This is a genomic window from Micromonospora sp. PRAS1 (assembly GCF_059553435.1).
Genome location: NZ_JCANNB010000011.1, coordinates 51,678 through 74,761 on the forward strand (window position 1 = coordinate 51,678; position 23,084 = coordinate 74,761).

20 protein-coding genes are annotated in these 23,084 nt (G+C 69.8%); 9 read left to right on the forward strand and 11 right to left on the reverse strand.

All coding sequences use genetic code 11. The features are described 5' to 3' along the window. Window positions 1-80: 80 nt before the first annotated feature. Entirely contained in the window at window positions 81-1,310 is a 1,230-nt protein-coding gene (locus AC507J_RS12935; protein WP_496289377.1) for a PucR family transcriptional regulator, read from the reverse strand. 85 nt (window positions 1,311-1,395) lie between these two features. On the opposite strand from AC507J_RS12935, the gene AC507J_RS12940 reads away from it, so the two are divergent. The 5 genes from AC507J_RS12940 (at window position 1,396) to AC507J_RS12960 (ending at window position 9,048) form a co-directional block, all read left to right on the forward strand. Then, window positions 1,396-3,696 carry an aminotransferase class III-fold pyridoxal phosphate-dependent enzyme gene (locus tag AC507J_RS12940; protein WP_496289476.1) on the forward strand — a complete coding sequence of 767 codons (2,301 nt, stop codon included), beginning with the start codon at window positions 1,396-1,398 and terminating at the stop codon, window positions 3,694-3,696. Further along, complete coding sequence (locus tag AC507J_RS12945; RefSeq protein WP_496289378.1) at window positions 3,680-5,302, forward strand: xylulokinase; 1,623 nt, start codon at window positions 3,680-3,682, stop codon at window positions 5,300-5,302. Before AC507J_RS12940 ends, AC507J_RS12945 begins: the two co-directional genes overlap by 17 nt. Window positions 5,303-5,361: 59 nt before the next feature. Then, on the forward strand, window positions 5,362-6,075 hold the full coding sequence (locus AC507J_RS12950) for an MIP/aquaporin family protein (protein WP_496289379.1): 714 nt from the start codon (window positions 5,362-5,364) through the stop codon (window positions 6,073-6,075). A gap of 279 nt (window positions 6,076-6,354) precedes the next feature. Next, window positions 6,355-8,049 carry a hypothetical protein gene (locus AC507J_RS12955; protein WP_496289477.1) on the forward strand — a complete coding sequence of 565 codons (1,695 nt, stop codon included), beginning with the start codon at window positions 6,355-6,357 and terminating at the stop codon, window positions 8,047-8,049. Between the two features lie 18 nt (window positions 8,050-8,067). Further along, window positions 8,068-9,048, forward strand: a complete 981-nt coding sequence (locus AC507J_RS12960) for a glycosyltransferase family 2 protein (RefSeq protein ID WP_496289380.1) — start codon at window positions 8,068-8,070, stop codon at window positions 9,046-9,048. On the opposite strand, the gene AC507J_RS12965 is transcribed toward AC507J_RS12960, so the two are convergent. After that, complete coding sequence (locus tag AC507J_RS12965) at window positions 8,997-10,475, reverse strand: cation:proton antiporter domain-containing protein (protein WP_496289381.1); 1,479 nt, start codon at window positions 10,473-10,475, stop codon at window positions 8,997-8,999. The two genes, AC507J_RS12960 and AC507J_RS12965, sit on opposite strands and share 52 nt — an antisense overlap. 66 nt (window positions 10,476-10,541) lie before the next feature. Then, window positions 10,542-10,769: a cation:proton antiporter regulatory subunit gene (locus AC507J_RS12970; RefSeq protein WP_496289382.1), complete on the reverse strand. Its 228-nt coding sequence runs from the start codon at window positions 10,767-10,769 to the stop codon at window positions 10,542-10,544. Between the two features lie 212 nt (window positions 10,770-10,981). Between AC507J_RS12970 and AC507J_RS12975 the strand changes: the two genes are divergently transcribed. Then, window positions 10,982-11,908, forward strand: coding sequence for a hypothetical protein (locus AC507J_RS12975; RefSeq protein WP_496289383.1), 927 nt, complete (start codon window positions 10,982-10,984; stop codon window positions 11,906-11,908). A gap of 86 nt (window positions 11,909-11,994) precedes the next feature. On the opposite strand, the gene AC507J_RS12980 is transcribed toward AC507J_RS12975, so the two are convergent. From AC507J_RS12980 to AC507J_RS12995, 4 genes are all read right to left on the reverse strand, one after another. Further along, a complete protein-coding gene (locus tag AC507J_RS12980; RefSeq protein WP_496289384.1) occupies window positions 11,995-13,476 on the reverse strand; it encodes a glycoside hydrolase family 43 protein in 1,482 nt (493 codons plus the stop codon). Window positions 13,477-13,707: 231 nt separating this feature from the next. Beyond that, window positions 13,708-14,742, reverse strand: coding sequence for a DNA glycosylase AlkZ-like family protein (locus AC507J_RS12985; RefSeq protein WP_496289385.1), 1,035 nt, complete (start codon window positions 14,740-14,742; stop codon window positions 13,708-13,710). 212 nt (window positions 14,743-14,954) lie between these two features. Continuing rightward, a complete protein-coding gene (locus AC507J_RS12990) occupies window positions 14,955-16,085 on the reverse strand; it encodes a glycoside hydrolase family 5 protein (protein WP_496289386.1) in 1,131 nt (376 codons plus the stop codon). A gap of 89 nt (window positions 16,086-16,174) precedes the next feature. Continuing rightward, window positions 16,175-16,963 carry a hypothetical protein gene (locus AC507J_RS12995; protein ID WP_496289387.1) on the reverse strand — a complete coding sequence of 263 codons (789 nt, stop codon included), beginning with the start codon at window positions 16,961-16,963 and terminating at the stop codon, window positions 16,175-16,177. Window positions 16,964-17,161: 198 nt separating this feature from the next. On the opposite strand from AC507J_RS12995, the gene AC507J_RS13000 reads away from it, so the two are divergent. Then, window positions 17,162-17,908 (forward strand): DUF8817 family protein, encoded by a 747-nt coding sequence (locus tag AC507J_RS13000; protein WP_496289388.1) that lies wholly within the window; start codon window positions 17,162-17,164, stop codon window positions 17,906-17,908. 54 nt (window positions 17,909-17,962) lie between these two features. Here AC507J_RS13000 and AC507J_RS13005 read toward each other — a convergent pair whose 3' ends face one another. Then, window positions 17,963-18,490 (reverse strand): MarR family winged helix-turn-helix transcriptional regulator, encoded by a 528-nt coding sequence (locus AC507J_RS13005; RefSeq protein WP_496289389.1) that lies wholly within the window; start codon window positions 18,488-18,490, stop codon window positions 17,963-17,965. 97 nt (window positions 18,491-18,587) lie between these two features. Between AC507J_RS13005 and AC507J_RS13010 the strand changes: the two genes are divergently transcribed. Then, on the forward strand, window positions 18,588-19,292 hold the full coding sequence (locus tag AC507J_RS13010) for a hypothetical protein (RefSeq protein WP_496289390.1): 705 nt from the start codon (window positions 18,588-18,590) through the stop codon (window positions 19,290-19,292). Window positions 19,293-19,298: 6 nt separating this feature from the next. Here AC507J_RS13010 and AC507J_RS13015 read toward each other — a convergent pair whose 3' ends face one another. Further along, complete coding sequence (locus AC507J_RS13015; RefSeq protein ID WP_496289391.1) at window positions 19,299-19,712, reverse strand: nuclear transport factor 2 family protein; 414 nt, start codon at window positions 19,710-19,712, stop codon at window positions 19,299-19,301. Window positions 19,713-19,801: 89 nt separating this feature from the next. Here AC507J_RS13015 and AC507J_RS13020 point away from each other — a divergent pair, with 89 nt between their 5' ends. Further along, window positions 19,802-20,242, forward strand: coding sequence for a MarR family winged helix-turn-helix transcriptional regulator (locus AC507J_RS13020; RefSeq protein WP_496289392.1), 441 nt, complete (start codon window positions 19,802-19,804; stop codon window positions 20,240-20,242). 425 nt (window positions 20,243-20,667) lie between these two features. Here the strand turns inward: AC507J_RS13020 and AC507J_RS13025 are convergent, their stop codons facing one another. Beyond that, a complete protein-coding gene (locus AC507J_RS13025; protein WP_496289393.1) occupies window positions 20,668-22,149 on the reverse strand; it encodes a hypothetical protein in 1,482 nt (493 codons plus the stop codon). Window positions 22,150-22,408: 259 nt separating this feature from the next. After that, a complete protein-coding gene (locus tag AC507J_RS13030) occupies window positions 22,409-22,915 on the reverse strand; it encodes a VOC family protein (RefSeq protein ID WP_496289394.1) in 507 nt (168 codons plus the stop codon). Window positions 22,916-23,084 lie beyond the last annotated feature (169 nt).

Consider the following 23,084-nt stretch of genomic DNA (forward strand, 5'->3'; position numbering starts at 1 on the left):
CCCGCGCCTCCCCCAGGCTAACAACACCCCGACGCCCGGCGCAGCCACCCACCGCCCACCCCGCGCCGTTGATCATGAAGTTACCACCCGGGAAAGCGCTTGCCAGTGCCAATAACTTCATGATCAACGAGGTGAGGTGGGTGGGGGTGGGCCAGGCGGCTGGCCAGCACCACCAGCAGCTCGAAGCGGGCGGTGGGGTCGTCCAGGTCGGTGCCGTACAACTCGCGCAGGCGCTTGAGCCGGTAGCTGACCGTCTGCGGGTGCACGAACAGCTCGGCGGAGACCTCGGCCCGCGAACCCCAGTGCCGCAGCCAACTGTGCAGCGTCATCAGCAGGTTCTCCCGCTGGGCCGCACGCAGGTCGGCCAGGGGCGCGAGCCGGCGGGCGGTGAGCACCGCCAGGGCGCCCGTCTCACCGCGCAGGGCCAGCGCGACCAGGTGGTCGTCGACGAAGAGCGGGCCCGGGTCCGGCCCGGCCAGCCCGGCGGCCAACTCGGCGAGCCGGACCGCCGCCGGCACCTGCGGCCAGGCCAGTGCGGGGGCGACCACGGCCCACCGCCCGGCCAGCGCCTCGGCCAGCGCGATCCGGGTGGCCCGGGGACCGGCCCGCAGCAGCAGCACCGCGTCCCGGCCGCGCTCAACCACGATGCCGTCCGGGCCGTACCGGAACCGCACGTCGCGGGCCTGGTCGAGGGGAAGCAGTACGGGCACCACGGCGTCCAGGTCGGGCCAGCCGATCCGGGCCGCCGCCGCACCGACCGCGCTGGGCATGCCGTCACCGCGCAGCAGCAGCTCGGCGAGTTGGCGGCGGCGGTCGCCCTCACCGGCCTGCTCGCGCAGTTGGAGCGCGTACCCGTCGGTGCTCGCCGCGGCCAACTCGTCGACGTACGCGGTGACCGCGTCGGAGAGGTCGATCAGTTCCTCGGTCTGGACCGGGCGGAGCCGGGCGAGCGACTGCGACGCCGTACGCAGCAGCTGCCGCGCCGCCATCCGCAGCGCGGCGAGCAACACCTCCGGTCCACGCTCCTCGCGGGCCTCGGCGGCACCGAGCGCGACGAAAACCTCCCGGAAGGGTGCCGGCAGCGCCGGCTCGTCGGTGCCGACCAGGTCGAGGAAGCGGTCGAGCGCGACCTGGACGGCGTGCCGCACGTCGCGGCCGAACTTGTCGTCGGCGATGCCGGCGAAGACCGGCGTGGCCTCGGTGACCGCGACCGCCACCGCGGCCACCGTCACCGGCAGGTGTGGGCGCATGGCGGTGGCCAGGTCGGCGGGAAGGCGCCGCCACGGCAGCGGGGAGCCGGGCGCGGTCATCCCGCGATTTTGTCACGCCAGGACAAAAAGGCCAGGGATTGTCGCTGCCAGCGGGACGGTGTTTCGGCGTCCCGTCCGGGTGACCATGGACGCCCGCCCGCAACCGGGCACCGCCGAGGAGACCGAGGAGTGCACCGTGCAGCACCGAACGTCCCGCCAGCACGTCGTGGACATGTGCCGGACGATGCTCGCCCGCGGCTATCTCAAGGCGACCGAGGGCAACGTCTCGGTGCGCGTACCCGGCCACCGGCTGTACGCGGTGACCCCGAGCAACTACGACTACGACCGGATGCGGGTCGAGGACATCTGCCTTGTCGACTTCGACGGCAAGCACGTGCCCGACGACTCCGGTGCCGGCCTGGCGCCGTCGATCGAGTGCGGGATGCACGCCAACATCTACCGGGAACGGCCGGACGTCAACGCGATCGTGCACACCCACCAGCCGTACGCGTCGGCGCTGGCCTTCCTGCGCAAACCGATCCCGGCGCTCACCGACGAACAGGTGCGTTTCCTCGGCCGCGAGGTGGCCATCATCGACTACGCCCCGTCGGGCACCTCGTTCCTCGCCCGCAACGTGCAGAAGAAGGTGGCCAGCGGGGACAACGCCTTCATCATCGCCAACCACGGCGTCGTCGCGGTGGGCACCGACCCGGACCGGGCGGTGTTCAACATGGCCCTGCTGGAGAAGGTCTCCATCGCGTACCTGCTGGCGCTGACCAGCGAGGCGGGGAAGGTCTACACCATCCCCACGGCGATCCGCGAGATCGCCTTCGGCAAGCTGCGGGCCGACGAGAAGCGGATCGCCGCGCAGATCACCGAGGCGGTCGAGCCGGTTCGGGTACCGGCCGACGAGGAACTGCCAAGCGCCGACGCGACAGCCGCCCAGGTGACCACGATCAGCGACGGTACGGACGAGCAGCCGGGCGCCGAGTCGGCCCGGCTCGGGTACGCGATAAGCGAGTATCCCGACGTCGACGACGTGATGCGCCGGCTGAAGGCGCTTACCGCACAGCCGGTACGCGGGCTGCGCCACGACGCGCTGCTTGACGTGCTGAACTACTTCGACACCAAGTGCCGGGCCAGCAAGGAGATCACCGACCGGGCCAGGCAACGCATCCCCGGCGGCGTGCAGCACAACCTGGCCTTCAACTACCCGTTTCCGCTCGCCGTCGACAAGGCCGAGGGGGCGTACCTGGTCGACCGGGACGGCAACACCTACATCGACTTCCTCCAGGCCGGCGGCCCGACCATCCTGGGCAGCAACTACGGCCCGGTCAACGAGCGGGTCGCCGAGGTGGTCCGCGAGTCCGGCCCGGTGACCGGCCTGTTCCACGAGTACGAACTCAAGCTCGCCGAGATCATCCACCGGTTCATGCCGCACGTGCAGATGTACCGGTCGCTCGGTTCCGGCACCGAGGCGGTGATGGCGGCGGTACGCGGCGCCCGCGCCTTCACCGGCAAGAAGATGGTGATCAAGGTCGGTGGGGCGTACCACGGCTGGTCCGACACGATGGTGTACGGGCTGCGGGTGCCCGGCACGTACCGGATGAACGCCAAGGGCATCCCGTTCGGCGCCACCGCCCGCACCCGGGAGTCCTTCCCGCACGACCTCGGGCAGCTCAGGCGCAAGCTGATCGAGAACCGGCTGCGCGGCGGCACGGCTGCGGTGGTGGTCGAGCCGGTCGGCCCGGAGTCCGGCACCCGGCCGGCGCCGCGCGACTTCAACGCCAAGGTCCGCGAGTTGTGCGACGAGTTCGGCGCACTGCTGATCTTCGACGAGGTGGTCACCGGTTTCCGGCTCGGGCTGGGCGGCGCGGCCGGCTACTTCGACGTCACTCCCGACCTGACCGTGTTCGGCAAGGCGGTCTCCGGCGGCTACCCGATGGCCGGCGGCGTCGGCGGGCGGGCCGACGTGATGGCGGTCTTCGGTTCCGGGCTGGACGGCAAGAGCGGGGCACACATCCAGGTCGGCGGCACGCTCTCAGCCAACCCGCTCTCCTGCGCGGCCGGCTACTTCGCCATCGAGGAGATGGCCCGTACCAACGCCCCGGTGATCGCCGGCCGGGCCGGTGACCGGCTGACCCGGGGCCTGCAACGGCTTATCGACTCCTATGGGCTGCCGTACGTCGCGTACAACCAGGGGTCCATCGTGCACCTGGAGTGCAGCGGCGTGATGCTGTTGGACATGCGCAACCCGGTCAAGCTGCTCAAGGAGAACAAGGCCCGCAAGCGGCTGATGGAGCAGATGGGTGCGGCGTACACCGCGCACGGCATCGTCACCCTGGCCGGCTCCCGGATGTACACGTCGATGGCCGACACCGACGAGGTCATCGACGACGCGCTCGCCCGGTTCGACCAGGTCTTCGCGCTTGTCGAAGGGGTCTGAGCCGGTGGCCGCCTGCCCGCCGCAGGTCCTCGCGATCGACCTGGGCACCTCGGGGCTGAAGGCCGCCCTGGTCGCCGCCGACGGCACGGTCACCGGCTGGGCCGAGCGGCCGGTTCCGCTGCGGGTGCTGCCCGGCGGTGGCGCCGAACAGGACCCGCTCGCCTGGTGGACGGCGCTCGGCGAGGTCGCCGCCGAGCTGGGCCGCTCCCATCCGGAGCAACTGCGGGCGGTCGGCACGGTCTGCGCCTCGACCCAGGGCGAGGGGACCATCGCCGTGGACGCCGCCGGGGAACCGCTTACGGCGTGCATCAGCTGGCTCGACATGCGGGGCGCACCGCACCTGCGTCGACAGTTCGGCGGCTTCCCCGCGTACCAGGGGATGTCGGTGCGCCGCATCGCGCGGTGGCTGCGGCTCACCGGCGGGATGCCGTCGCCCACCGGCAAGGACCCCGCGGCCCACATGCTCTTCGTCCGGGACACCATGCCGCAGGTGTACGCGCGGACCGCGACCTTCCTCAACGTGCTCGACTGGATCAACCTGAAGCTGACCGGGCGGACGGTGGCCACCGTCGACTCGATCCTGACCTCGTGGGTGACCGACAACCGGCGGCCCGACCGGATCCGCTACTCCCCCGCCCTGGTCGCCGACTGCGGCGTCGACGCGGAGAAGCTTCCGCCGATCGTCGCCTGCACCGAGGTGATCGGCACGCTGACCCCGGCAGCCGCCACGCACCTGGGGCTGCCGGCGTCGGTCCGGGTGGTCGCCGGGGCGATCGACAACACCGCGGCGGCGATCGGCGCCGGCACCACCGGCGACAACGACCCGCACCTGTACGTCGGCACCTCCTCGTGGATCGCGGCCCACGTGCCCCGGAAGAAGACCGACATCGCCGCCGGCATCGCCTCGGTGCCCTGCGCCATCGGCGACCGTTACCTGATGACCGCCCTCCAGGCCACCGCCGGCGCCAACCTCACCTGGCTCCGCGACAAGATCGTCGAGTACGACGACCCGCTGCTCAGCGCCGGTCGGCTCAGCCGCGACGAGGGAACGATCTTCGACGCCTTCGACACGATCATCCCGACCGTGCAGCCGGGCGCCAACGGCGTGCTCTACACCCCCTGGCTGTACGGCGAGCGCGCCCCGGTTGACGACGCGAACCTGCGTGCCGGTTTCTTCAACATCTCCCTCGACACCAACCGCTCGGACCTGTTGCGGGCGGTCTTCGAGGGGGTCGCGCTCAACACCCGCTGGCTGGCCGAAGCGGTGGACCGGTTCCTCGGTGCGCCGGTCACCTCGCTGGCCATCACCGGCGGCGGCGCGCTGTCGGACTCCTGGTGCCAGATCTTCGCCGACGTGCTCGGCGTCGAGATCCGGCGCGACGCCCAGCCGCTGGCCGTCAACGCGCGCGGCGCGGGCTGGATCGGCGCGGTCGGCACCGGGCTGCTCGGCTTCGCCGACATTCCGGCGTTGATGCGTACCGACCGGGTCTTCGCACCGAACCCGGCCCACCGGGCGACCTACGACAAGATCTTCGACGTCTACCGGGCGCTGCACCGGCGGTTGGTCCCGGTATACCGGCGCCTGAACCGCCCTCACACCCCCTAAACCGGGTCTGACCTGCCGAAACGCTCACCGTCAGGGGTCCGGTGGGCAAGACTGACGCCATGGTCGACGTCAGGCGCTACGTAGCCGAGTTCATCGGCACGTTCCTGCTGGTCTTCTTCGGCGTGGGGAGCGCCATCGCGGCCCGCGTCGACGGTGGCGTGGTGGTGGTCTCGCTGGCGTTCGGGTTCGTGATGCTCGCGCTGGTCTACACGATCGGCCAACTCTCGGGCAGTCACGTGAATCCGGCGGTGACCCTCGGCGTGCTGCTCTCCGGCAAGATCTCGCTGTTCGGGGCGGTGGTGTACTGGATCGCCCAGTTCGCCGGGGCCGCCCTGGCCGCCTTCCTGCTCTGGGTGCTGGTGCGCTGGGGCGGGGTGACCGACCAGACCGGTGTGCTGGGCGCCAACGGCTACGGCACCCACATCAACGTCGGTGGCGCGATGCTGCTGGAGACCATCCTCACCTTCCTCTTCGTCCTGGTCGTGCTGGTGGTGGGCAAGCGCAGCACGGACCTGTCCGGCTTCGCCGGCCTGGCGATCGGGCTGGCCCTGGGCGTGGCGAACCTGGTCGGCGTCGCGCTGACCGGGGCGGCGGTGAACCCCGCCCGCGCTTTCGGGCCGGCGCTCTTCTCCGGTACGCACGCGCTCGGACAGCTCTGGGTGTTCATTCTCTTCCCGCTGCTCGGCGGGGTACTGGCCGCGCTGGTCGCGCCACTTGTCGAACACGGCTCCGGCGTCACCAGGATCGGCACGCCCCGGCCGGCCGGGCGCTGATCCGGACGTTTTTCATTTGTAGCTGTCCTGAGATAGTCGATCCGCTTTTTCCCGCTTTCCCAGCGTGTGGGCTGGGTGGCCGAACAAGTTTCGGTAGCCGTCGATATGGCTTTTACCCTTCGACCAATGCGACGCTAGGACCCGCGGCGCCGGTCAGCAACAGGAGGGTACGTGCAGGCGATACGTCGAAGGCTTCTCGGAACCTCTGTTACCGACCGCCGGCAATCCGCCCCGGAACAGGCAGAACCGGAGTCCCAACCCAGTCGTGGACCGGGCTGGCTGACGACGACCGGTCGGCTGCTGCGGCACGAATGGGTGGTGGCGACATTCGCCGGCATCGCCTTGGCCGTGCTCCTCACCTGGCCGACCCTGAAACAGCCGTGGACGACCATCCCGGGCGACATCGGGGATCCCACATTGCAGGCATGGCAGGTCGCCTGGGCCGGGCACGCACTGCTGACCGACCCGCTGAACCTATGGCACTCCAATACCTTCTTTCCGGCGTCGTACACCTACGTCTACAGCGACACGCTGCTCGGCTACGCTCCTGCCGCTTTCCTCGGCAGCGGCGTCGAGGCCGCCGTGTTCCGCTACAACGTGCTCTTCGTCCTGGCCTACGCACTCGCCTTCGTCGGGGCGTACGCCCTGGTCCGCCAGCTGGGCAGTAGCCGGACGGCGGCGACCGTCGCCGGTATCGCCTGGGCCTTCGCGCCGTGGCGGCTCGCCCACAGCGGTCATCTGAACATCCTCTCCATCGGCGGCATCGCGCTCTGCCTGGCGATGCTGGCCCGGGGCCACGGCTGGTCGCTGCGCCGCGGCCACCGGCCGGAGCTGCACCGCCCCGGGTGGATCGTGGCCGGTTGGCTGGTCGCCGCCTGGCAGGTGAGCCTCGGCTTCGGGATCGGGCTGCCGCTGGTGTACGTCCTGGCCGGGATCGGGCTGGTGGTGGCCGTGGCCATCGCCTGGTCCCGGTGGCGGCGCGGCGAATGGCTGCTGGGCCGCCGGGTGGTGCTGGCCAACCTGGCCGGTGGCGCCGTCTTCGGTGGCGTCTGTCTCTGGCTCGGCACCACCTTCCTCCGGGTGGTGGAACTGAATCCGCAGGCTCGCCGGGACCTCTCCTGGACCGAGATGTTCTCCCCACCACTGCGTGGATACTTCGTCGCACCCGCGGACTCGTGGTTGTGGGGTGACTACTTCGAGGGCGCCCGTGCCCAGCTGACCTGGCCGCCGGAGATGGCGCTGCTGCCCGGCATCACCTTGATCGTGCTGGCCGCGGTCGGGCTGAGCTACTCGGTGTTCCGGGTCCGGCATCGCGTACTGCTCGGGCTCGGTGTGCTGGTCACCGGCGCCCTCGGCCTGGGCAGCAACCTCGTCGGGCAGGGCGATCCGGGCTATTTGACGTTGTCGCGACTGCTGCCCGGCTGGGACGCGCTTCGTACCCCGGGTCGCCTCATGGTGTGGACGAGCCTGCTGCTCGCCATTCTCGCGGCGGGTGCCGTCACCGAGTTCGGGCGGCAGCTTCCCAAGCTGGTGTGGCCCCGACTGGCCGGGCGGATCGTGCTCCTCACGCCGCTGCTGCTGGTGCTGGTCGAAGGCGTCAACCGCACCCCTCACCCCACCGTGCCGCCCGCGCCGGCGGCGATCCAGGCGGCGGCCGAGCCGATGCTGGTCCTGCCGAGCGACGGTCTCTCGGAACTGCACGTCATGCTCTGGTCCACCGACGGCTTCCCCCGCGTCGCCAACGGTCTCGCCGCCTTCGTGCCGGCCAGCCAGGAGCAGATCCGCACGATGAGCATGAGCTTCCCCGATCCGGGCAGCGTCGCGTTCCTCCGGCAGAGCGGCATCCGGTCGGTGGTCGTCCTGCCGAATCAACTCGCTGGTACGCCCTGGGACGGCGTGGCCACCCGACCGCTGGATGGCCTCGGCATCACGCGGGAGGAAATAGCCGGCGTCTTCGTTTACCACCTCAACTAGGGCGGATTGGAGGAGACGGTGCAGCTGACGATAGTGGTGCCCTGCTACAACGAGGAGCGGTCGATCGGCCCGCTGCACGCGGCGGTGACCACCGCGGCCTCCGCGTTGCCCGACGAGGAGGTGGAGATCCTCTTCGTGGACGACGGCAGCACCGACGGCACCCTGGCGGCCCTACGCGGCCTCGCCGCCCGGGACCCGGCCGTGCGGTTCATCTCGTTCAGCCGCAACTTCGGCAAGGAGGCGGCGATGCTCGCGGGTCTGCAACGCAGCCGGGGCGACGCGATCGTCCTGCTCGACGCCGACCTGCAACATCCGCCGCACCTGCTGCCGCAGATGGTCGCGCTGTACAAGCAGGGCTACGACCAGGTCGTCGCGGTCCGGGACCGCAGCGGTGAGCCGGCGCTGCGGCGCATTCCGGCCCGCTTGTTCTACCGGGCGGTCAACCGCTGGGTCGACGTCCGGCTCCAGGACGGCGCGGGTGACTTCCGGCTGCTGTCCCGGGAGGTGGTGGACGCCCTGCTCGCCCTGCCCGAGTACCACCGCTTCTCCAAGGGCCTCTTCTCCTGGGTCGGCTTCAACACCATCACGCTGCCGTTCCGGCACGAACCACGACAGGCCGGCACCAGCACCTGGAGCTTCGGCAAGCTGTTCAACTACGCCCTGGACGGGCTGCTCTCGTTCAACCACAAACCGCTACGCCTCGTCGTGTACGCGGGTCTGCTCCAGACGCTTGTCGCCCTCGGCTACGCCGTCTGGGTGGTGGTGAAGGCGGCTGTGGACGGGGTCGACATGCCGGGCTACGCCACCCTGATCAGCGCCGTGATCGGGATGGGCGGCATCCAGTTGATGGTGCTCGGCGTGATCGGCGAGTACATCGGGCGGATCTACCACGAGAGCAAGCGCCGGCCGCATTTCCTGGTCCGGGAGACCGACAGCGCCCGGCCGGGTCACTCCCGGGTGGCGCCCATCGGTTCGCGGACCAGGGCGCCGTCGATGTAGCAGTAACGCCAGTCCTCGCCCGGCTCCAGCGACCGGATCAACGGGTGGCCGGTCTGCCGGTAGTGCTCCTCGGCGTGGTTGTTCACCGAGTCGCTGCAACAGCCCACCGCGCCACAGATCAGGCAGAGCCGCAGCTGCACCCAGTCGTCGCCGGTCTCCAGGCACTGCGGGCACGCCTCGGCGTCGGACTCGGTGATCTGGATGCGGTCCAGGTGCGTACAGGCCGTGCTGATTGTCTCCTCCCGCACGTACCGCCAACTGGAGTGCAGCAGGCGGTCCGGGATGATCCGGGCGAGGTAGCGCGAGTTCGCCGCTAGCAGCGGGCTGGCCACCGCGAGCACCAGCACGTACAGGGCGATGAACGGGCCGAGGCGGGCGTCCAGGCCGGCGGCGAGCGCGAGGGTGGCGAGGATCAGCGAGAACTCGCCACGGCCCAGCACGGTCAGGCCGACGTTGGCCGCGCCGCGCTGGTTGAGCCCGAACAGCCGACCGGCGATCAGCCCGGCCGCCACGTTGGTGACCACGGTCAGCAGGACCGCCAGCAGCACCGGCAGTGCCACCGAACCGATCGCGCTGACGTTGATGCTCAGCCCGAACACCACGAAGAAGACCGCCGCGAAGACGTCGCGCAGCGGCAGGACCAGGCGCTCGACCCGCTCGCGGATGGACGTGCGGGACACCACCAGACCGATCATCAGCGCGCCGATGGCGTCGGAGACGCCGATCTCGGCCGAGATGCCGGCGACCAGCACCACCAGCCCGACCATCAGGATGGCCAGCAGCTCGTCCTCGTTGCTGTCGATGATCTTGCTGACCAGCCGGGCGCCGAACCGGGCGACGGCGAAGAGCACCACCAGGTACGCGAAGCTGAGCCCGATCCGCAGGGTCAACTCCCCCGCCGACCCGGCCCCGGACAACAGCGGCGACAGCAGCGCCAGGTACAGGGCGAGGAACAGGTCCTCGATGACGATGATGCCGAGGATGACCGGGGTCTCCGCGTTCGCCAGCCGGCGCAGCTCGATGAGCAGCTTGGTGACGATGGCCGACGAGGAGATGCCGAGCGCGCCGGCCACCACGAACGCCTCGTAGCCGCCCCAGCCCAACGCGAAGCCGAAGAGCAGGCCGGCACCGACGTTTAGCAGGATGTAGGCACCGGCCGCGATGAACAGCCGTTTCCCGCTGCCGAGCACCTGCTCGACCGGGAACTCCACCCCCAGGTGGAACAGCAGCAGCACCAGCCCGAGCGAGGCGAGCAGGCTGAGGTCCTCCGGATGGGCGACCAGCACCGGGCCGGGCGTGCCGGGCCCGAGCAGGATGCCGGCGAGCATGAAGAACGGCACGGTGGGCAGGTTGATCCGGCGACCGAAACGGGCCAGCAGACCCGCGATCAACACGAGGGCACCGAAGCCCACGAGGTCAGCGTGCACGGTGAGGACTCCTGGGAAGGGCTGGGTGGGGAGCTACGGGGGCCGACTGCTCGGAGCCCGGTCCGACTACTCGGAGAAGTACGTGCCGGCCAGCAGCGCGCCCACCTTGCGGGCCTGCTCCTCCGACATCTCGATCACGGCAACCGGATCATCCACCCCCGCGGCGAAGACGTACAGGTCGCGGGCGCCGTCGCGGCGTACCACGATCGAGATCCGCTGGGTGTTGCTGCCCAGGTCGACGTCGTACCGCTTGCCGATTCCTGGCAGTTCCTGCACGTATATCCCTTTGCCCATGGCCCCTCCCCACCGCGATCCGCGAACTCTGCCGCAATCGTACGAGCCCAGCCAGCTCATTCAGAAGTTGGTGGCGGCGGTGAACCCGGGGGTGGGGTCGGCCGTCATAGCGGTCGACCTTGGCCCTTCTCCAACCCGACGGAAGCGAGGATCGCGATGTCCGGTGCGCGCTCTCGCCGGAATTGGATCGGAACCAGCAAAGGCAGCTTGCAGTGAGCGAACCCGAGGGCAACAGCCCGAACAGCAACAGCTCGTACAACTCGAACCTCGCCTTCGGCGGGTCGTCGTCGGACGGTTCAGCCGATGAGAGCGCATGGCGCGGACGCACCGAGCGGATGAACTTCGAGGCCGCCTACCATGGCCGCACGATGGAACGGCTCGCCCGTGACCTCGCCGCGCTACCCGCGGACTTCCAGACGATCCGGCGGATGGCCGGCCGGGTCGACGTCGTGTTCGGCCAGGCCGACGGCGGCGGTGTCGGCGTCTGGCGCGAGGGCGCCCCCGGCCAGCGCAGCACGATCGTCCTGAACCCGGATCACCCGGACGTGCAACGGGAGGGCAGCAGCCGCCTGCTGGGCACCGCCATCTTCGAGGTGATGAATGCCACGCAGGCCGAGCGTCGCGCGGACCTCGACAGAGATGCCAGCCGGGGCCGCATCGCCCGCCGGGCCGAGCGAGAGGGCATCACCCCGGAGGCGTACTACGGCCGCGAGGTGGAGCGGATCGAGTTCGACAACGCCGTTACCCACCGCCGGCTCGTCAATGAGATGCCCGGCCAGCGCATCGGCACGCACGTCGACATCTTCCGGAACACGGTCCCGTTACTCGGGGACAGCCAGGGGCCGGGCACGCAGGCGCACAACGACGCCTTCGCGAACTACTATCAGCTGCAACGCCAGAGCGGTCACACCCAGGACTACGAGAACCGCTATGCCTTCGTCGGGCCGCCGCAGCCGCCGATCACGCTCAACGACCTGCCGCCGGGCATGGTGGCCCAGACCCCCACCTGGGACCCTCGGGCCGCCGCCACGCAATCGACGCGCAACCAGGGCGAAAGCAGTCGCACCGGCGGCGAGCGCAGGACCTCCCACCATTCCACAGAGAAGCACTCCAAAAAGTCCCACCACCGCCGCAAATAACCCCGCCACCCCGCCCTGTTGATCATGAGGTTAGCGGCACTAGTTGATCTTCAAACTGCCGCTAACCTCATGATCGACGCGGGCGGTCAGGAGGTCAGCCGGAAGGTGGCGTCGTTGCGGGACTGGGTGTCGGTGATCTGGTCCAGGCGGAGCTGGTAGTCGTAGTGGCGGATGTGGCGATCGGGGTAGTTGTAGGACTGGAACGACTGCCAGGCGCTGTTGGCCAGGCCGGGGACCTGGCGGAAGGTGGCGTCGGCGGCGAAGACCGACGTGCCGTCGTTGGCCGCCAGCACGAAGTCGAACCCGTAGTGCCGCAGGTAGTAGCCCGGGTAGTTGACCGACTCGAAGGACACGTACCCGGAGCTGTTGGCCAGGCCGGGCACCACCCGGAACTGGGCGTCCTGGACGGGGCTGACGTTGGCGTCGATGCGTACGTCGTAGTTGGCGTGCCGCACGTACCGGTCCTGGTGGGTGTACGACTGGATCCGGTTGACCGTGGCGGTGCTGGGCCAGCGGGCCAGCACACGGCTCTCCTCGGCAGCGGTCAGGTTGAGGATCGAACCGTGCCGCTTGCGGCTGGCACCCATGGCGTAGTCCGAGCGGGTCCGGAAGTTGTTGACGCTGCCCAGGTTCGTCGAGGTGATCGGCAGGTAACCCCGGCCGGTGGCGAACTGATCGAGATAGAGCGCCCATTCGTTGCGGCCGTTGAACTGCATCCACATCGGGCCCTCGACGACGTTGCCGCCGCCGGTGCCGTTGGAGATGCCCAGGTGCGACAGGTTCCCCAGGCTCGTCCAGGACCCGAGGACGGAGTTGCTGGCCTCGATCGGGATGTGCCCGTCGGCCGACGCCCGGTAGTAGCGGTAGCCGCCCACGCTGTTCGGCACCTCGATGATCTGGGTGTCGATGATGCCCTGGCTGCCGGGGCGGTCGATGAACACCTGCGGCGCGGTGAAGGTACGGAAGTCGCTGGTGCGGACGTACCAGATCCGGTTCTTGGTGACGCCGTTGCGCGGAGAGTTCGTCGCCCAGTAGAGCACGTAGTCACCGGTTGCCGAATCGTAGATGGCCTCCGGCGCCCAGGCGTTGCCGGCACCGGGGATCGCGCCGGCCACGTTGATCAGCCAGGGGGCGGACCAGTTCACCAGGTCGCGGGACTCCCACACGACAAGCGAGGTACTGCCCCGGTTCAGCGCGTCGCTCCACGAGATGCCGCTGGCGATGCGCAGGTCGGTGGCGACGATCCAGTAGCGGTCGCCGGCGGGTGAGCGGACCAGGGCGGGGTCCCGGACGCCGCGGGTGCCGAGCGTGGAGAGCAGTACCGGCGCGCCGTTGTTCAGGTCGCGCCAGGTCAGCCCGTCGCGGCTGTGGGCGAGGTAGATCTGCTCGCCGTTGGCCGACTCCCCGGTGAAGTGGGCCATCAGGTAGCCCGTGAACGGGTCGAGCGCGGCGGCCTCGGCCCGGGGTTCCTGCGCGGCGGCCTCCGCTCGGGGCGTCTGCCCGCCGGGCAGCAACAGCAGGCAGATCGCGGCGAGCAGCGCGCTCACCCTGGTGACAACTCTCGACATCCAGGCTCTCCTTACCGGGTGGTGGGCGCGGTAGATCATTGTTAGCGCTAACAATGATGGCCAGAAAGCATCAACGTCAGTGACTGTTTCGGGCTTGTGTCGAAGTCTTGACTGGCGACCTCAGCCTGTCAAGACATCGACATCAGTGCCCGCCCCAGGTTTCGGTGTGACGAGGCGGTCCGCGATGATGACTGACGGCAGCCCCGGCAGAGACCGGCGAGCGCGCAGTGGTCAGTGCCGCGCCCAGGTGACGGCGATGTCGCGGTCCAGCGCCAGCGGGAACCCGGCGGCCTCGCGCTGCGCAGCCGCCCGTACCCGTTCGTCGACCTCGGCCCACGTGGTGATCTCGACCTTGGGCCCGCGGCGACGCCAGGTGCCGAGCAGTTCACCATCGGCGAGCAGCGCTCCGGGCTGGACGTTGCCCACCGGCCAGACGGCCTTGCGATTTGCTGCCTCTCGAACCAGCAGTTCGCGGTCGGGGGCGAGCAGGTGGAGGTCGCCGGGCGGCAGCAGCCGCACCCCGGCGGCCTCCTCGGCGTCGACCAGACGGTCGTGATCGGGGCTGAGCACCACCCGGCGGCCGTGCGCCACGGTGACCTCGGTGAGTTCGTCGGTCAGCGACTGGAAGGTGGTGCGGGCGTCAGTGCCGGAGAGCCCGGTCCAGGCCGCGAAGCCGTCCGCCGTGGCCGGCCCGAGTACGCCGAGGAAGCGCCGCAGCAACTCGGCGCGCGCCTCGTCCGGATCGGTTCGGGGCGGCTCGGTCGCCGACACGAGCGTGTCGCGACCGTCCCAGCGGATCCGGATGCGTCCGGTGGTGCAGGCGAGGATGAGCCGGTCGACGCGGTTGTCGACCGCCGCCAAGACGGCGCGCTTGGGCACCTGGCGGCGACCGACCGCTTCCTGCACCGCGTCAGCCGCCTCCTGCGCGATTTGCTGCTTGCGTTCGTCACGGGGCAGCAGTCCGAGGGTGAAGACGGCGACATCGTCGACCGGCACCACGTGGACGGCGCCGCGTGGTCCCCACACCTGCGTGAACGCGGGGTCGGCCCAGGCCTGCGGGCCCACCTGGTCGACTCGGGCGTGCAGGGCCAGCAGCGCCGACCGGGGCGCGCCGTCCTGGAGCCCGCAGACCGCCGCCTGCTGCAACGACGACGCCGGCAACCGGCGGTGCAGGTGCTGGGCACGCAACCGGAACGCGATGACGGCCTGCCGATCGACCTGAGCTGGCGCCATCAGGTCGGCCCGTCGCTGGCTGCGGTCAGCCACGGCCGGTGTGCCAGGACACCGGCGTGTTCGAGCCGACGGTGGGTTGCGGAGCACCAGGTGTGGTGGTCGGCCTCGGCTGGCCGGCTCCGGATGAGTAGGGCCATGCTCTGAACGTAGTCGCAGGCACCTGTCGTCGTCACAGTCGCTCGGGACCAGGGATCGGCCGGTCGGTGGTGAAGCCCTCGGTCGAGCCGAGGGCTTCACCACCTGCCCTAGCCGTTGGGGTTGCCGACGCCGGTGAGGATCCGGCTGCGCAGGTAACGGCCCGCCTCGGTCAACACGTCGTTGCCGGCGAAATCCGTTCCCGCGCAGGTGCCCGGCAGGAAGGTCGAGTTGGTCTCCCGGCCGTCCGAGAAGCTCCACATCGCGTACGAGATCTGGTGTTCCTTGAGCAGGTCCAGCCAGGCGGTGGTGCTGTCGAAGTCGTTGTCGCCGTCGCCGGTGAAGGTCTGGGTACCGAACTCGCTCACGAACAGCGGCAGGCTCTGCGCGGCTCGGGCCACCACCGCACGCCGGTCCGCGCCGTGCGAGGCGGCGTAGAAGTGGAACGTGTACATGATGTTCTCGAAGGTGATCGGATCGTCGATGATCTCGGTCTCGTCGCTGCCCTCGCTGAGCCCCAGCGACGAGAAGCCACGGGTGCCGACCAGCACCACGCTCTCCGGCGCGTTGTTGCGGATCACCGGGATGACCTCGTCGGCGTACGCCTTGATGCCGTCCCAGCTGACCCCGTTCGGCTCGTTCGCGATCTCGTAGATCACGTTGTTCTTCGCCGCGTGCGCGCTCGTCACGTCCTCGAAGAACGTCTTCGCCAACTCCAGGTTGAAATTGGGATCACCCGGAGTGAGAACGTGGAAGTCCACGATCACGTAGAGCCCGAGCGCGGTGGCCTCCTCGACGAGCCCGTTCACCTTGGCGGTGAAACCGGCCGGGTCGGTCTCCAGGCCACCCTCCTGCGCGTACATCGACAGCCGGATGACGTCGGCCTGCCAGTCGTCGCGCAGCGCCAGCAGCGAGTCGGTGTTCACGCAGTCCGGGAAGAACTGGAGACCGTGGCTACTCATGCCACGCAGTTGGATCGGCTCACCGGCCTCGTTGCACAGCTGCAGACCACACACGCTGAGCTGTCCGTTGACCGCCACCGGCGGATCGGCCGGGGTCTCCGCCGCAGGCGCCTCCACCCCGGGCGCGCTCGTGGCAGGCGGCTGAGCGGCCGGCACGTCCTCGCCGGCCGAGGCGACACCCAACCCGACACCAAGGGCGAGAATCGCGGCCCCGGCGACCGCGCCGAGCCGCCACCGCCGAGTCTGCGTACGAGACCTGCCGAACCTCGATCTGTCCATCGGAGCCTGCGCCTTTCGCCGGTTCACCACATTCGTTACGGAGATGAGTACGGCAGTCCTCTCCCGACGGATCAACCCGCGGCGATCACTCAGCCCTGTCCCGCTCGATCAACAGTCCTGCCCGGACGGCGTCGGTACCGATCGACCAGGACGCCGAGCAGGTTCAGTCCGAGCGCGTACGCTCCGGCCCCCACAAGCAGGGCGATGCCGGCGCGGTACCCCCAGTCGCCGATCAGCACCGGAGGTTCGGACCACACGTCGAGCGACAGGCCGGCGAGCGCGACCGCGGTTCCCGCAGCGATCGGCGGCACCGCCCACAACAGCCACGACGGCCCGACGAACTCGTCGTCCTGCGCCAGCCCGACCTGTGTCGCGCCGTACCAGGCCAGCCCGAGGAGGGTCAGCAGCGCGATGCGCTGACTGCTCCGGCGACCGGCGAGCAGGATCCCGAGGCCGACCCCGGCAGCGGCGAGCAGCGGATAACCGGCAAGCTCGTGCAGCAGCACCCGGACCAACACGGGGTCGTCGAACGCTCGGCCGCCGCCGTCGCCGGCCTCCCGGGCCCGGGCGACCGGGTACGCCACCAGCACGGTCACCCCGGCCAGCAGTACGCCGAGCGGAGCCGCCACCGCCAGTGCGATTGCCTGACCATGGCGGCGGACCAGGGCGGCGCCCGCCAGCAGGGCCAACAGTTGTCCGCTGAGCACCCCTGAGGTGTACCGGAAGATCCGCGTGGCGGCGGACCACTCGTGCTGTTGCGCATCGCCCTGTGGGTCGTAGTTGACCCAGAACTCGTAGAGCGCGTCGTTCAACGGCATGGACACCCAGGCCAGGAAGGCCATCACGGGTATCGACCAGACCAACGGATGCGTCAGCACGTTCGACCACGAAGGCGATCCCGTCCCTGCCTGCCTCGTCAGCATCCGGCAAGTCTCGACCACCGACTGCCCTACCCGACACCCGGAACACCGACGCAGATCAGGTCCGGCCCAGCCCACCCCACCCGCCGCCCACAGGTACTACGACGTGGACCGGCAACACTGGGCGGGACGCCGATCGGACCGGGAGGACCATCGATGACGCTCGAGGAGCGGATCCAGCCGAACGAGACCGCCGTACCGCTGCTGCCCTGCGTGGCGGTGGACGAGACGATCGCCTTCTGGCGGGCGCTCGGCTTCGCGGTGACCTGGGAGCAGCGCAAGCCGTACCTGTATCTGGCCTTTCGATACAGCGGGTTCGAGCTGCACTACGGCAGTGCGCCGCGCGGATTCGACCAGCCGGCCGAGAGTGGCTGCGGTGCGCTGGTGATGGTCGACGCGGTCGCGCCGTACCACGCCGCGTTCGTCGCGGGCATGCGCGGGGCCTATGGCAAGGTGTTGGCCCGGGGGTTGCCCCGGATCACCCGCTACCGGCCCGGCGCGTCGCGCTTCAGCATCGTCGATCCGTCCGGCAACACCATCACCTTCATCCGTCGGGACGAACCGTCCAGGCTGGAGTACGGCGGGTCGCGGCAGTTGTCCGGGCTGGCCAAGGTCCTGGACAACGCCCGCATCCTGCGCGAGTTCAAGCGCGACGACCTGGCCTCCTTCCGGGCGCTGAATTCGGGGCTACGCCGGCACGGCGACACGGCGTCCGCCGTCGAACAGGCGTTGGCGCTCGCCGCGCTCATCGAGTTGTCGACCGCCCTGGAGAAGCGGGACCTGGTGCCCGAGTGGGGTGCCCGGCTGCGGGCGCTGCCGCTTACCACCGAGGAACTGGCGCAGGTCAGGCTGACGGCCGCCGATCCCGCCGTACTTGAACCCTGGCTGTCCGAGCCGGCCTGAGGGCGGAGCACACCAGGCTGATCACAACCGGGACCGGTACTTGAGGGTTGGCTGTTAGGAAGGGGCCCTTCTACTACCCCAGGCGTTAAGCAGGGACCCTTCCTTTCCCCGTAGCCCGGGGTGTACGCCCGGCGGGTCTCCGGTCTGCCCGGCGAGCCGTTGCAAGGCGGCGATGAGCTGGGCGCGCTCGCCCTCGTCGAGGGCTGCCAGCACCTCCTCCTCGTGTTGGTCGGCGACGTCCCGGGCCTGGGGCAGCAGTTCGCGTGCGGCGGCGGTCAGGTGGATGGCGTGCGCGCGGCGGTCGGCGGGATGCCGCCGACGCTCCACCAGACCGCGCCGCTCCAGGTCGTCGAGCAGACCGACCATGACCTTGCGGTGGATGCCCAACGCGTCGGCGAGCCGCTGCTGGGAGCTTCCCTCGGCGCGCTCCAGTTGCATGAGCAGCCCGAAATGGTTCGGTGCGATGCCCAGCGGCGCCAACCGCTCGGCGAACGACTGCGCGATATGGAAGCCGAGCTGGGACAGCAGGAAGTTGGCCCGGCTGGCCAGCGGACGAATCGCACCTGAGGTGTCGTCGGACATTCCGACATTGTAGGCCCGCGTTATTGTCTTCTTGGGTAACAGTTACCTAGACTCCGTATCTGGAGAGAACCGCGCCGTCTCGCGCCCTGGAGACTTCATGACCCGCTATCCACCGCCCCGGTTCGTCGCTCCGGAACCGCACGGCTTCATCTACCTCGGCATATCGGCAGAACCCACCCAGCGGTTCCCCGTACACACCTTCACGCCACGCCGGCGCCGGGAGGCGGCGCGAATCATGGCGGCCGTGCCCGCGCTCGCCCGCCGCCCGGACGTCGCTGCCGTCAACGTCTACCGGGCGGTGTTCATCCCGCCGCTGCCCGGTGCACCCCGCCACGACCTCGCGGTGCTGGTACGCACCGTGCTCGTGGACCAGCTCGACACCGTGCGCGCCTGCGAGGAGCTGTCCGCGCTCGGCGGGGAACAGATCCTGGCCGGGGTCAACGTGGCGCGGATCGGCGACACCGAGGCCCGCACCGACGGCACCTTCCTGTTCAACCACTTCACCGCCGCGCCGGAGGTGGACGCCGAGGCCGTCTGGCGCTCGCTGACCGGCTGGTACACCAGCAAGACCGGAGTCGACAACTCCACCGCCCTCCGAGCCACCGGGGCAGCACCGTTCGCACTCGTCAACTACGCGCGGCTGCCGGCCGGGCCGGTCCGGTTTCTCGCCGGACAGCTCGCCCGCCCCAGCTTCCACCGCTTCGTCCGCGGCACACTCGGCACCCACGGCATGCGCGCCCTGCCGGCCTGCCATCGCCTCGTGCACACCTCCCGCGAGCCGGCCCACGGCGACCCACCGTGACCGGGGTCAGTTCTCCCGCGTCCAGGCGAGCGTGATGTCGATCGTGCTGAATCGCCAACCCACCGGGGTCCGCACGGCGGTGCAGGCCGTTCGCAGGCCGCTCGTCCGGTGCGGTGGCGCGCCGTCGCGGTAGAAGTACACCACCTGGTTCGCGGTGGCCTTCGCGTGGTCGCCGTCGACGTGCACCAGCACGTCACCGTGCACGTGCTGGGTACGCTCCCCCTCGACTCGGCTTCGCTTCAGGTGGGCGATGACCTGGTCAAGACCGTACAACTCGGCGCCGCGCGGCGAGCGCGCCACGACATCGTCGCGATAGACGTGGTGGGCGTCGTCGACACGATCGTCGTCGAGCAGGTTGGCCAAGCGGGCGAAGAGTTCGGTGATGTCGACACGGTCGGCGGTCTGGGTCGCAGTGGACACGACGCCTCCTTTGATGGTCTGTCCAACATTGGTGACACCAACACTAGCAGCAGAGTGTTGGTGTCACCAATACCGATAGGGTGGTCGGCATGAACGAGGTCCCGGAGCGCCTGGCGGTGAAGCCGAGCTGGCTGATCACCCAGTTGGCCGTGCACGTTCGCCGGTTGGTGTCCGACGCTTTCGCCGCCACCGACGCACGCGGATACCACTACCGGATTCTGGCCGCGCTGCACGAGTTCGGGCCGTCAAGCCAGGCCGACCTGGGCCGCCGCTGCCGCGTCGACCGCAGCGACGTCGTGGCGGCCGTCAACGAGCTGGTCGAGCAGGGCTTCGTCGACCGGACACCGGATCCGGAGCACGGACGACGCAACAGGGTGGCCCTGACCGGAAGTGGTCTACGGCAGCTGCGGCGCATGGACGAGGTGCTCGATCAGGTGCAGGACGAGTTGCTGGCGCCACTGTCGGCCGAGGACCGGCAGAGGCTGACCCGCCTGCTCCGTCAGCTCCTCGACCGGCACGAACCGGGTTGACGCCCGCCGGCGGCGCCGGGCAGCCCGTAGCCGCAGCGGCGCGAGCAGAGCAGGAAGCAGACCGGTCCGTGCGGCCAGCACCAGGCCACGGAACTGCTTCGGCGGAAAGTTGTCGAATGCCTCGCAGTTGGTGAGCACCAGGCGGCCGAGGCGCTGCGAATGGCGCGCGGCGACAAGTTGCGCGATCGCTCCGCCCGTGTCGTTGGCGATCAGGGTCACGTCGCGCAGATCGATTGCCCATGATCGACGTCACCGCCGGACACGAGACCACCGGGCTCAGCGTCCTGCTGCTGACCCGCGCTCCCGAACAGTTCGCGATCCGGCGCGGCAACCCCGCCCAGCACCGTCGATCAAGAAGTTTGCGTCCGGAATCAGCGCTCCGGAGACGCAAACTTCTTGATCGACGTGAGCGGCTGTGGACGGGGCTACGGCTTTGTCTCGAAGGTGGGTTGGGTGGACGGCTCCCAGATCTGCGGGCTGGCGGCCACCGCCTCCTTGAGGTTGCGGTACCTCGGCTGGTCGGTCTTCTGGCCGAGCACTGCACGGACGGCGAACTGGGCCACCCGGTCCTGCATCAGGGCGACGTTGCCCGGGCCGAAGGCGACCTCGGAGTGCGGGCCACGGACGAAGAGCAGTTCCTTGTCACCCCGCACCCGCAGGTAGGCGTTGAAGGTGGGGAAAGGTCCCTGAATCCCGTCGAAGAGGCCCTTGCCGAAGAAGACCGCCGGCCAGGAACCGATGCCAGCCAGCGGCTCCGAGGTACCGCCCAGCCCGACGGTGTGGTTCACCTTGCGCCGCGCGGCCTCGGCCAGCGACGGGTTGACCACGGGGAAGCCCGCCATCAGCACCGCACCCTTGACGTTGTGGCCCCAGGGCTTGTGGCACGTCCGTTCGGGGGTGTCCAGTTCGCACCACCGGTTGAAGTTCGCGTCCATCGCCCACTGCGTGGCCGCCGAGCCCTGGCTGGGGCCACCGAGGATGACCGGCAGCTTCCCGATGTTGTTCGGTACGAGCGCGCGGGTCGCGGCCCGGCCGCTGAGTTGCCGGCCGTCCGCGCCGACGATGCGGACCCCGTCGCCGCTGTCGAGCGCGTCGATCGCCCGCAGCATGTCCAGACCCTGCTGCAGGATGTTGTCACCGCTGATGCCGCCGGAGATGCCGTGGCCGCGCTTGTCGAAGGTGAGCACGTCGAAGCCGGCCTGGTTGAGCTTGTAGAGGTACTGCCGCCACTGCCGGCCGGCCCACTGCTCGGTACCCCGGGACGGGTAGCTGACGTTCTCGAACCTGCCGGTGCTCTCCGAGCGCACGTAGAGCGGATCGCGCGGGTCCTGGACGGTGGTGGTCTCCACCGAACGGCCACCGACGAAGATCGCCAGGGACTGCGTCCGACGCCCGTTGGGCTGCTGCACGCCGGCACCCCGCAGGTACCAGCCGCGTAGCTTGACCGGTGCGGTGATGCCGCGCTTCAGCCGCTCGTACGGCTCGGCCGGCACAGTGAACTCGAAGGTGTAGCTGTTCTTGTCGGCCGCCGCGATGGGCTCGTGGTAGGGTGCCTGGCCGAAGAAGCCGGGACGGCGGATCTCGCGCAGGTCGACGTTTGTCGCGTGCGGATCGATCTTGCCCTCGGGCACCAACGATCCGGTCAGCCGGAACTGCGGGGGGCTGTAGTTCTGCGCATTGGTGATCGCCGAGCAGGGCGGCGCCGCCTCGCAGTTCGCCAGCATGTCGCGCAGCACCTGGTCGGAGAAGGCGTCCACCCGGTAGTCGCCCTGGTAGCCGGCGGGCTCCAGCGGTACCTGGGTGAACGGCACACAGGTGATGCCGAGCGTGTCGTCCGGAACGAGGTATCCGGGCAGCACCGCGTTGGCGTCGATGCCGACCGGCGCGCTGCAGTCGGTGGGCGGCACCTGCTGCGCCTCGCTCGGCAGCTTTGGCGTGGGCTTCGGTTTCGACGACGGTGCCGCCGCGGCCCCGCCTGTGGTCAACACCGCTGATGCCGCGAGTCCGATCGCGAGCGGTGTCCACCAACCTCTCCTAGCCTGCGTTCGAAACATCGCCTGGTCCCTTCGGTGGTGGTGTGGCTCCAGGGCAGGCTAAACCGGTTTAGCGAATCGTGGCTAGACCCGAACGGTGATCAATCGAAAGTCGACCGGGACAGCCGACGGGTCAGTAAACGGATGACCCGCCGTCGATCTCCGGCCCGGGCGGTGCGGACTCGGTGCCGAAGCCGTCGAGCGCAGCGCGCTCGTCGGGCGTACGCAACTCCTGAAAGACCGTGATGTGCAGACCAGCCGGCGCGTCCAGCCGGGCGTTGACCGACTGCCACGGCGTGGTGGTCGGCGGCGCGACAGGCGTCGCGCCCGCAGCCACCAGCCGCTCCGTGGTGGCGGCGGCGTCGTCGACCTCGAAGGCGATTCGGATCTGCGGCGCGACCTGCCGGCCCACCTCGACGTCGTCGATCATCCGACGCTGCGCCGGATTGGCGATCTCCAGCGTGGCCCGGCCGGCGTCCAGGATCACCACCCGGGCGTCGCCGTCACCGGAGTACGCGGCCTGTTCCGGCAGGCCCAGTACGTCGCGGAAGAACCGGACCGCCGCCTCGTAGTCGTCGGCCGCCACCACCAGCCGCAACTGGCGCACCGGCGACGGCGGGGACAGCTCAGCAGAACTCACCTTCGTCATCTCCTCACCGGTTTCGGGACCGGTACCGGACAATCACGCCCCGCGCCGAGCGGCGGCACGGACCGGCCCGCTACCGCGACGGTACCGGCGAGGCTCCCGGTGCGGATCGGGGGTGACCGCGGACAGCTCACGGTGTCACATCGGGGGCGTCGGCGGTGCT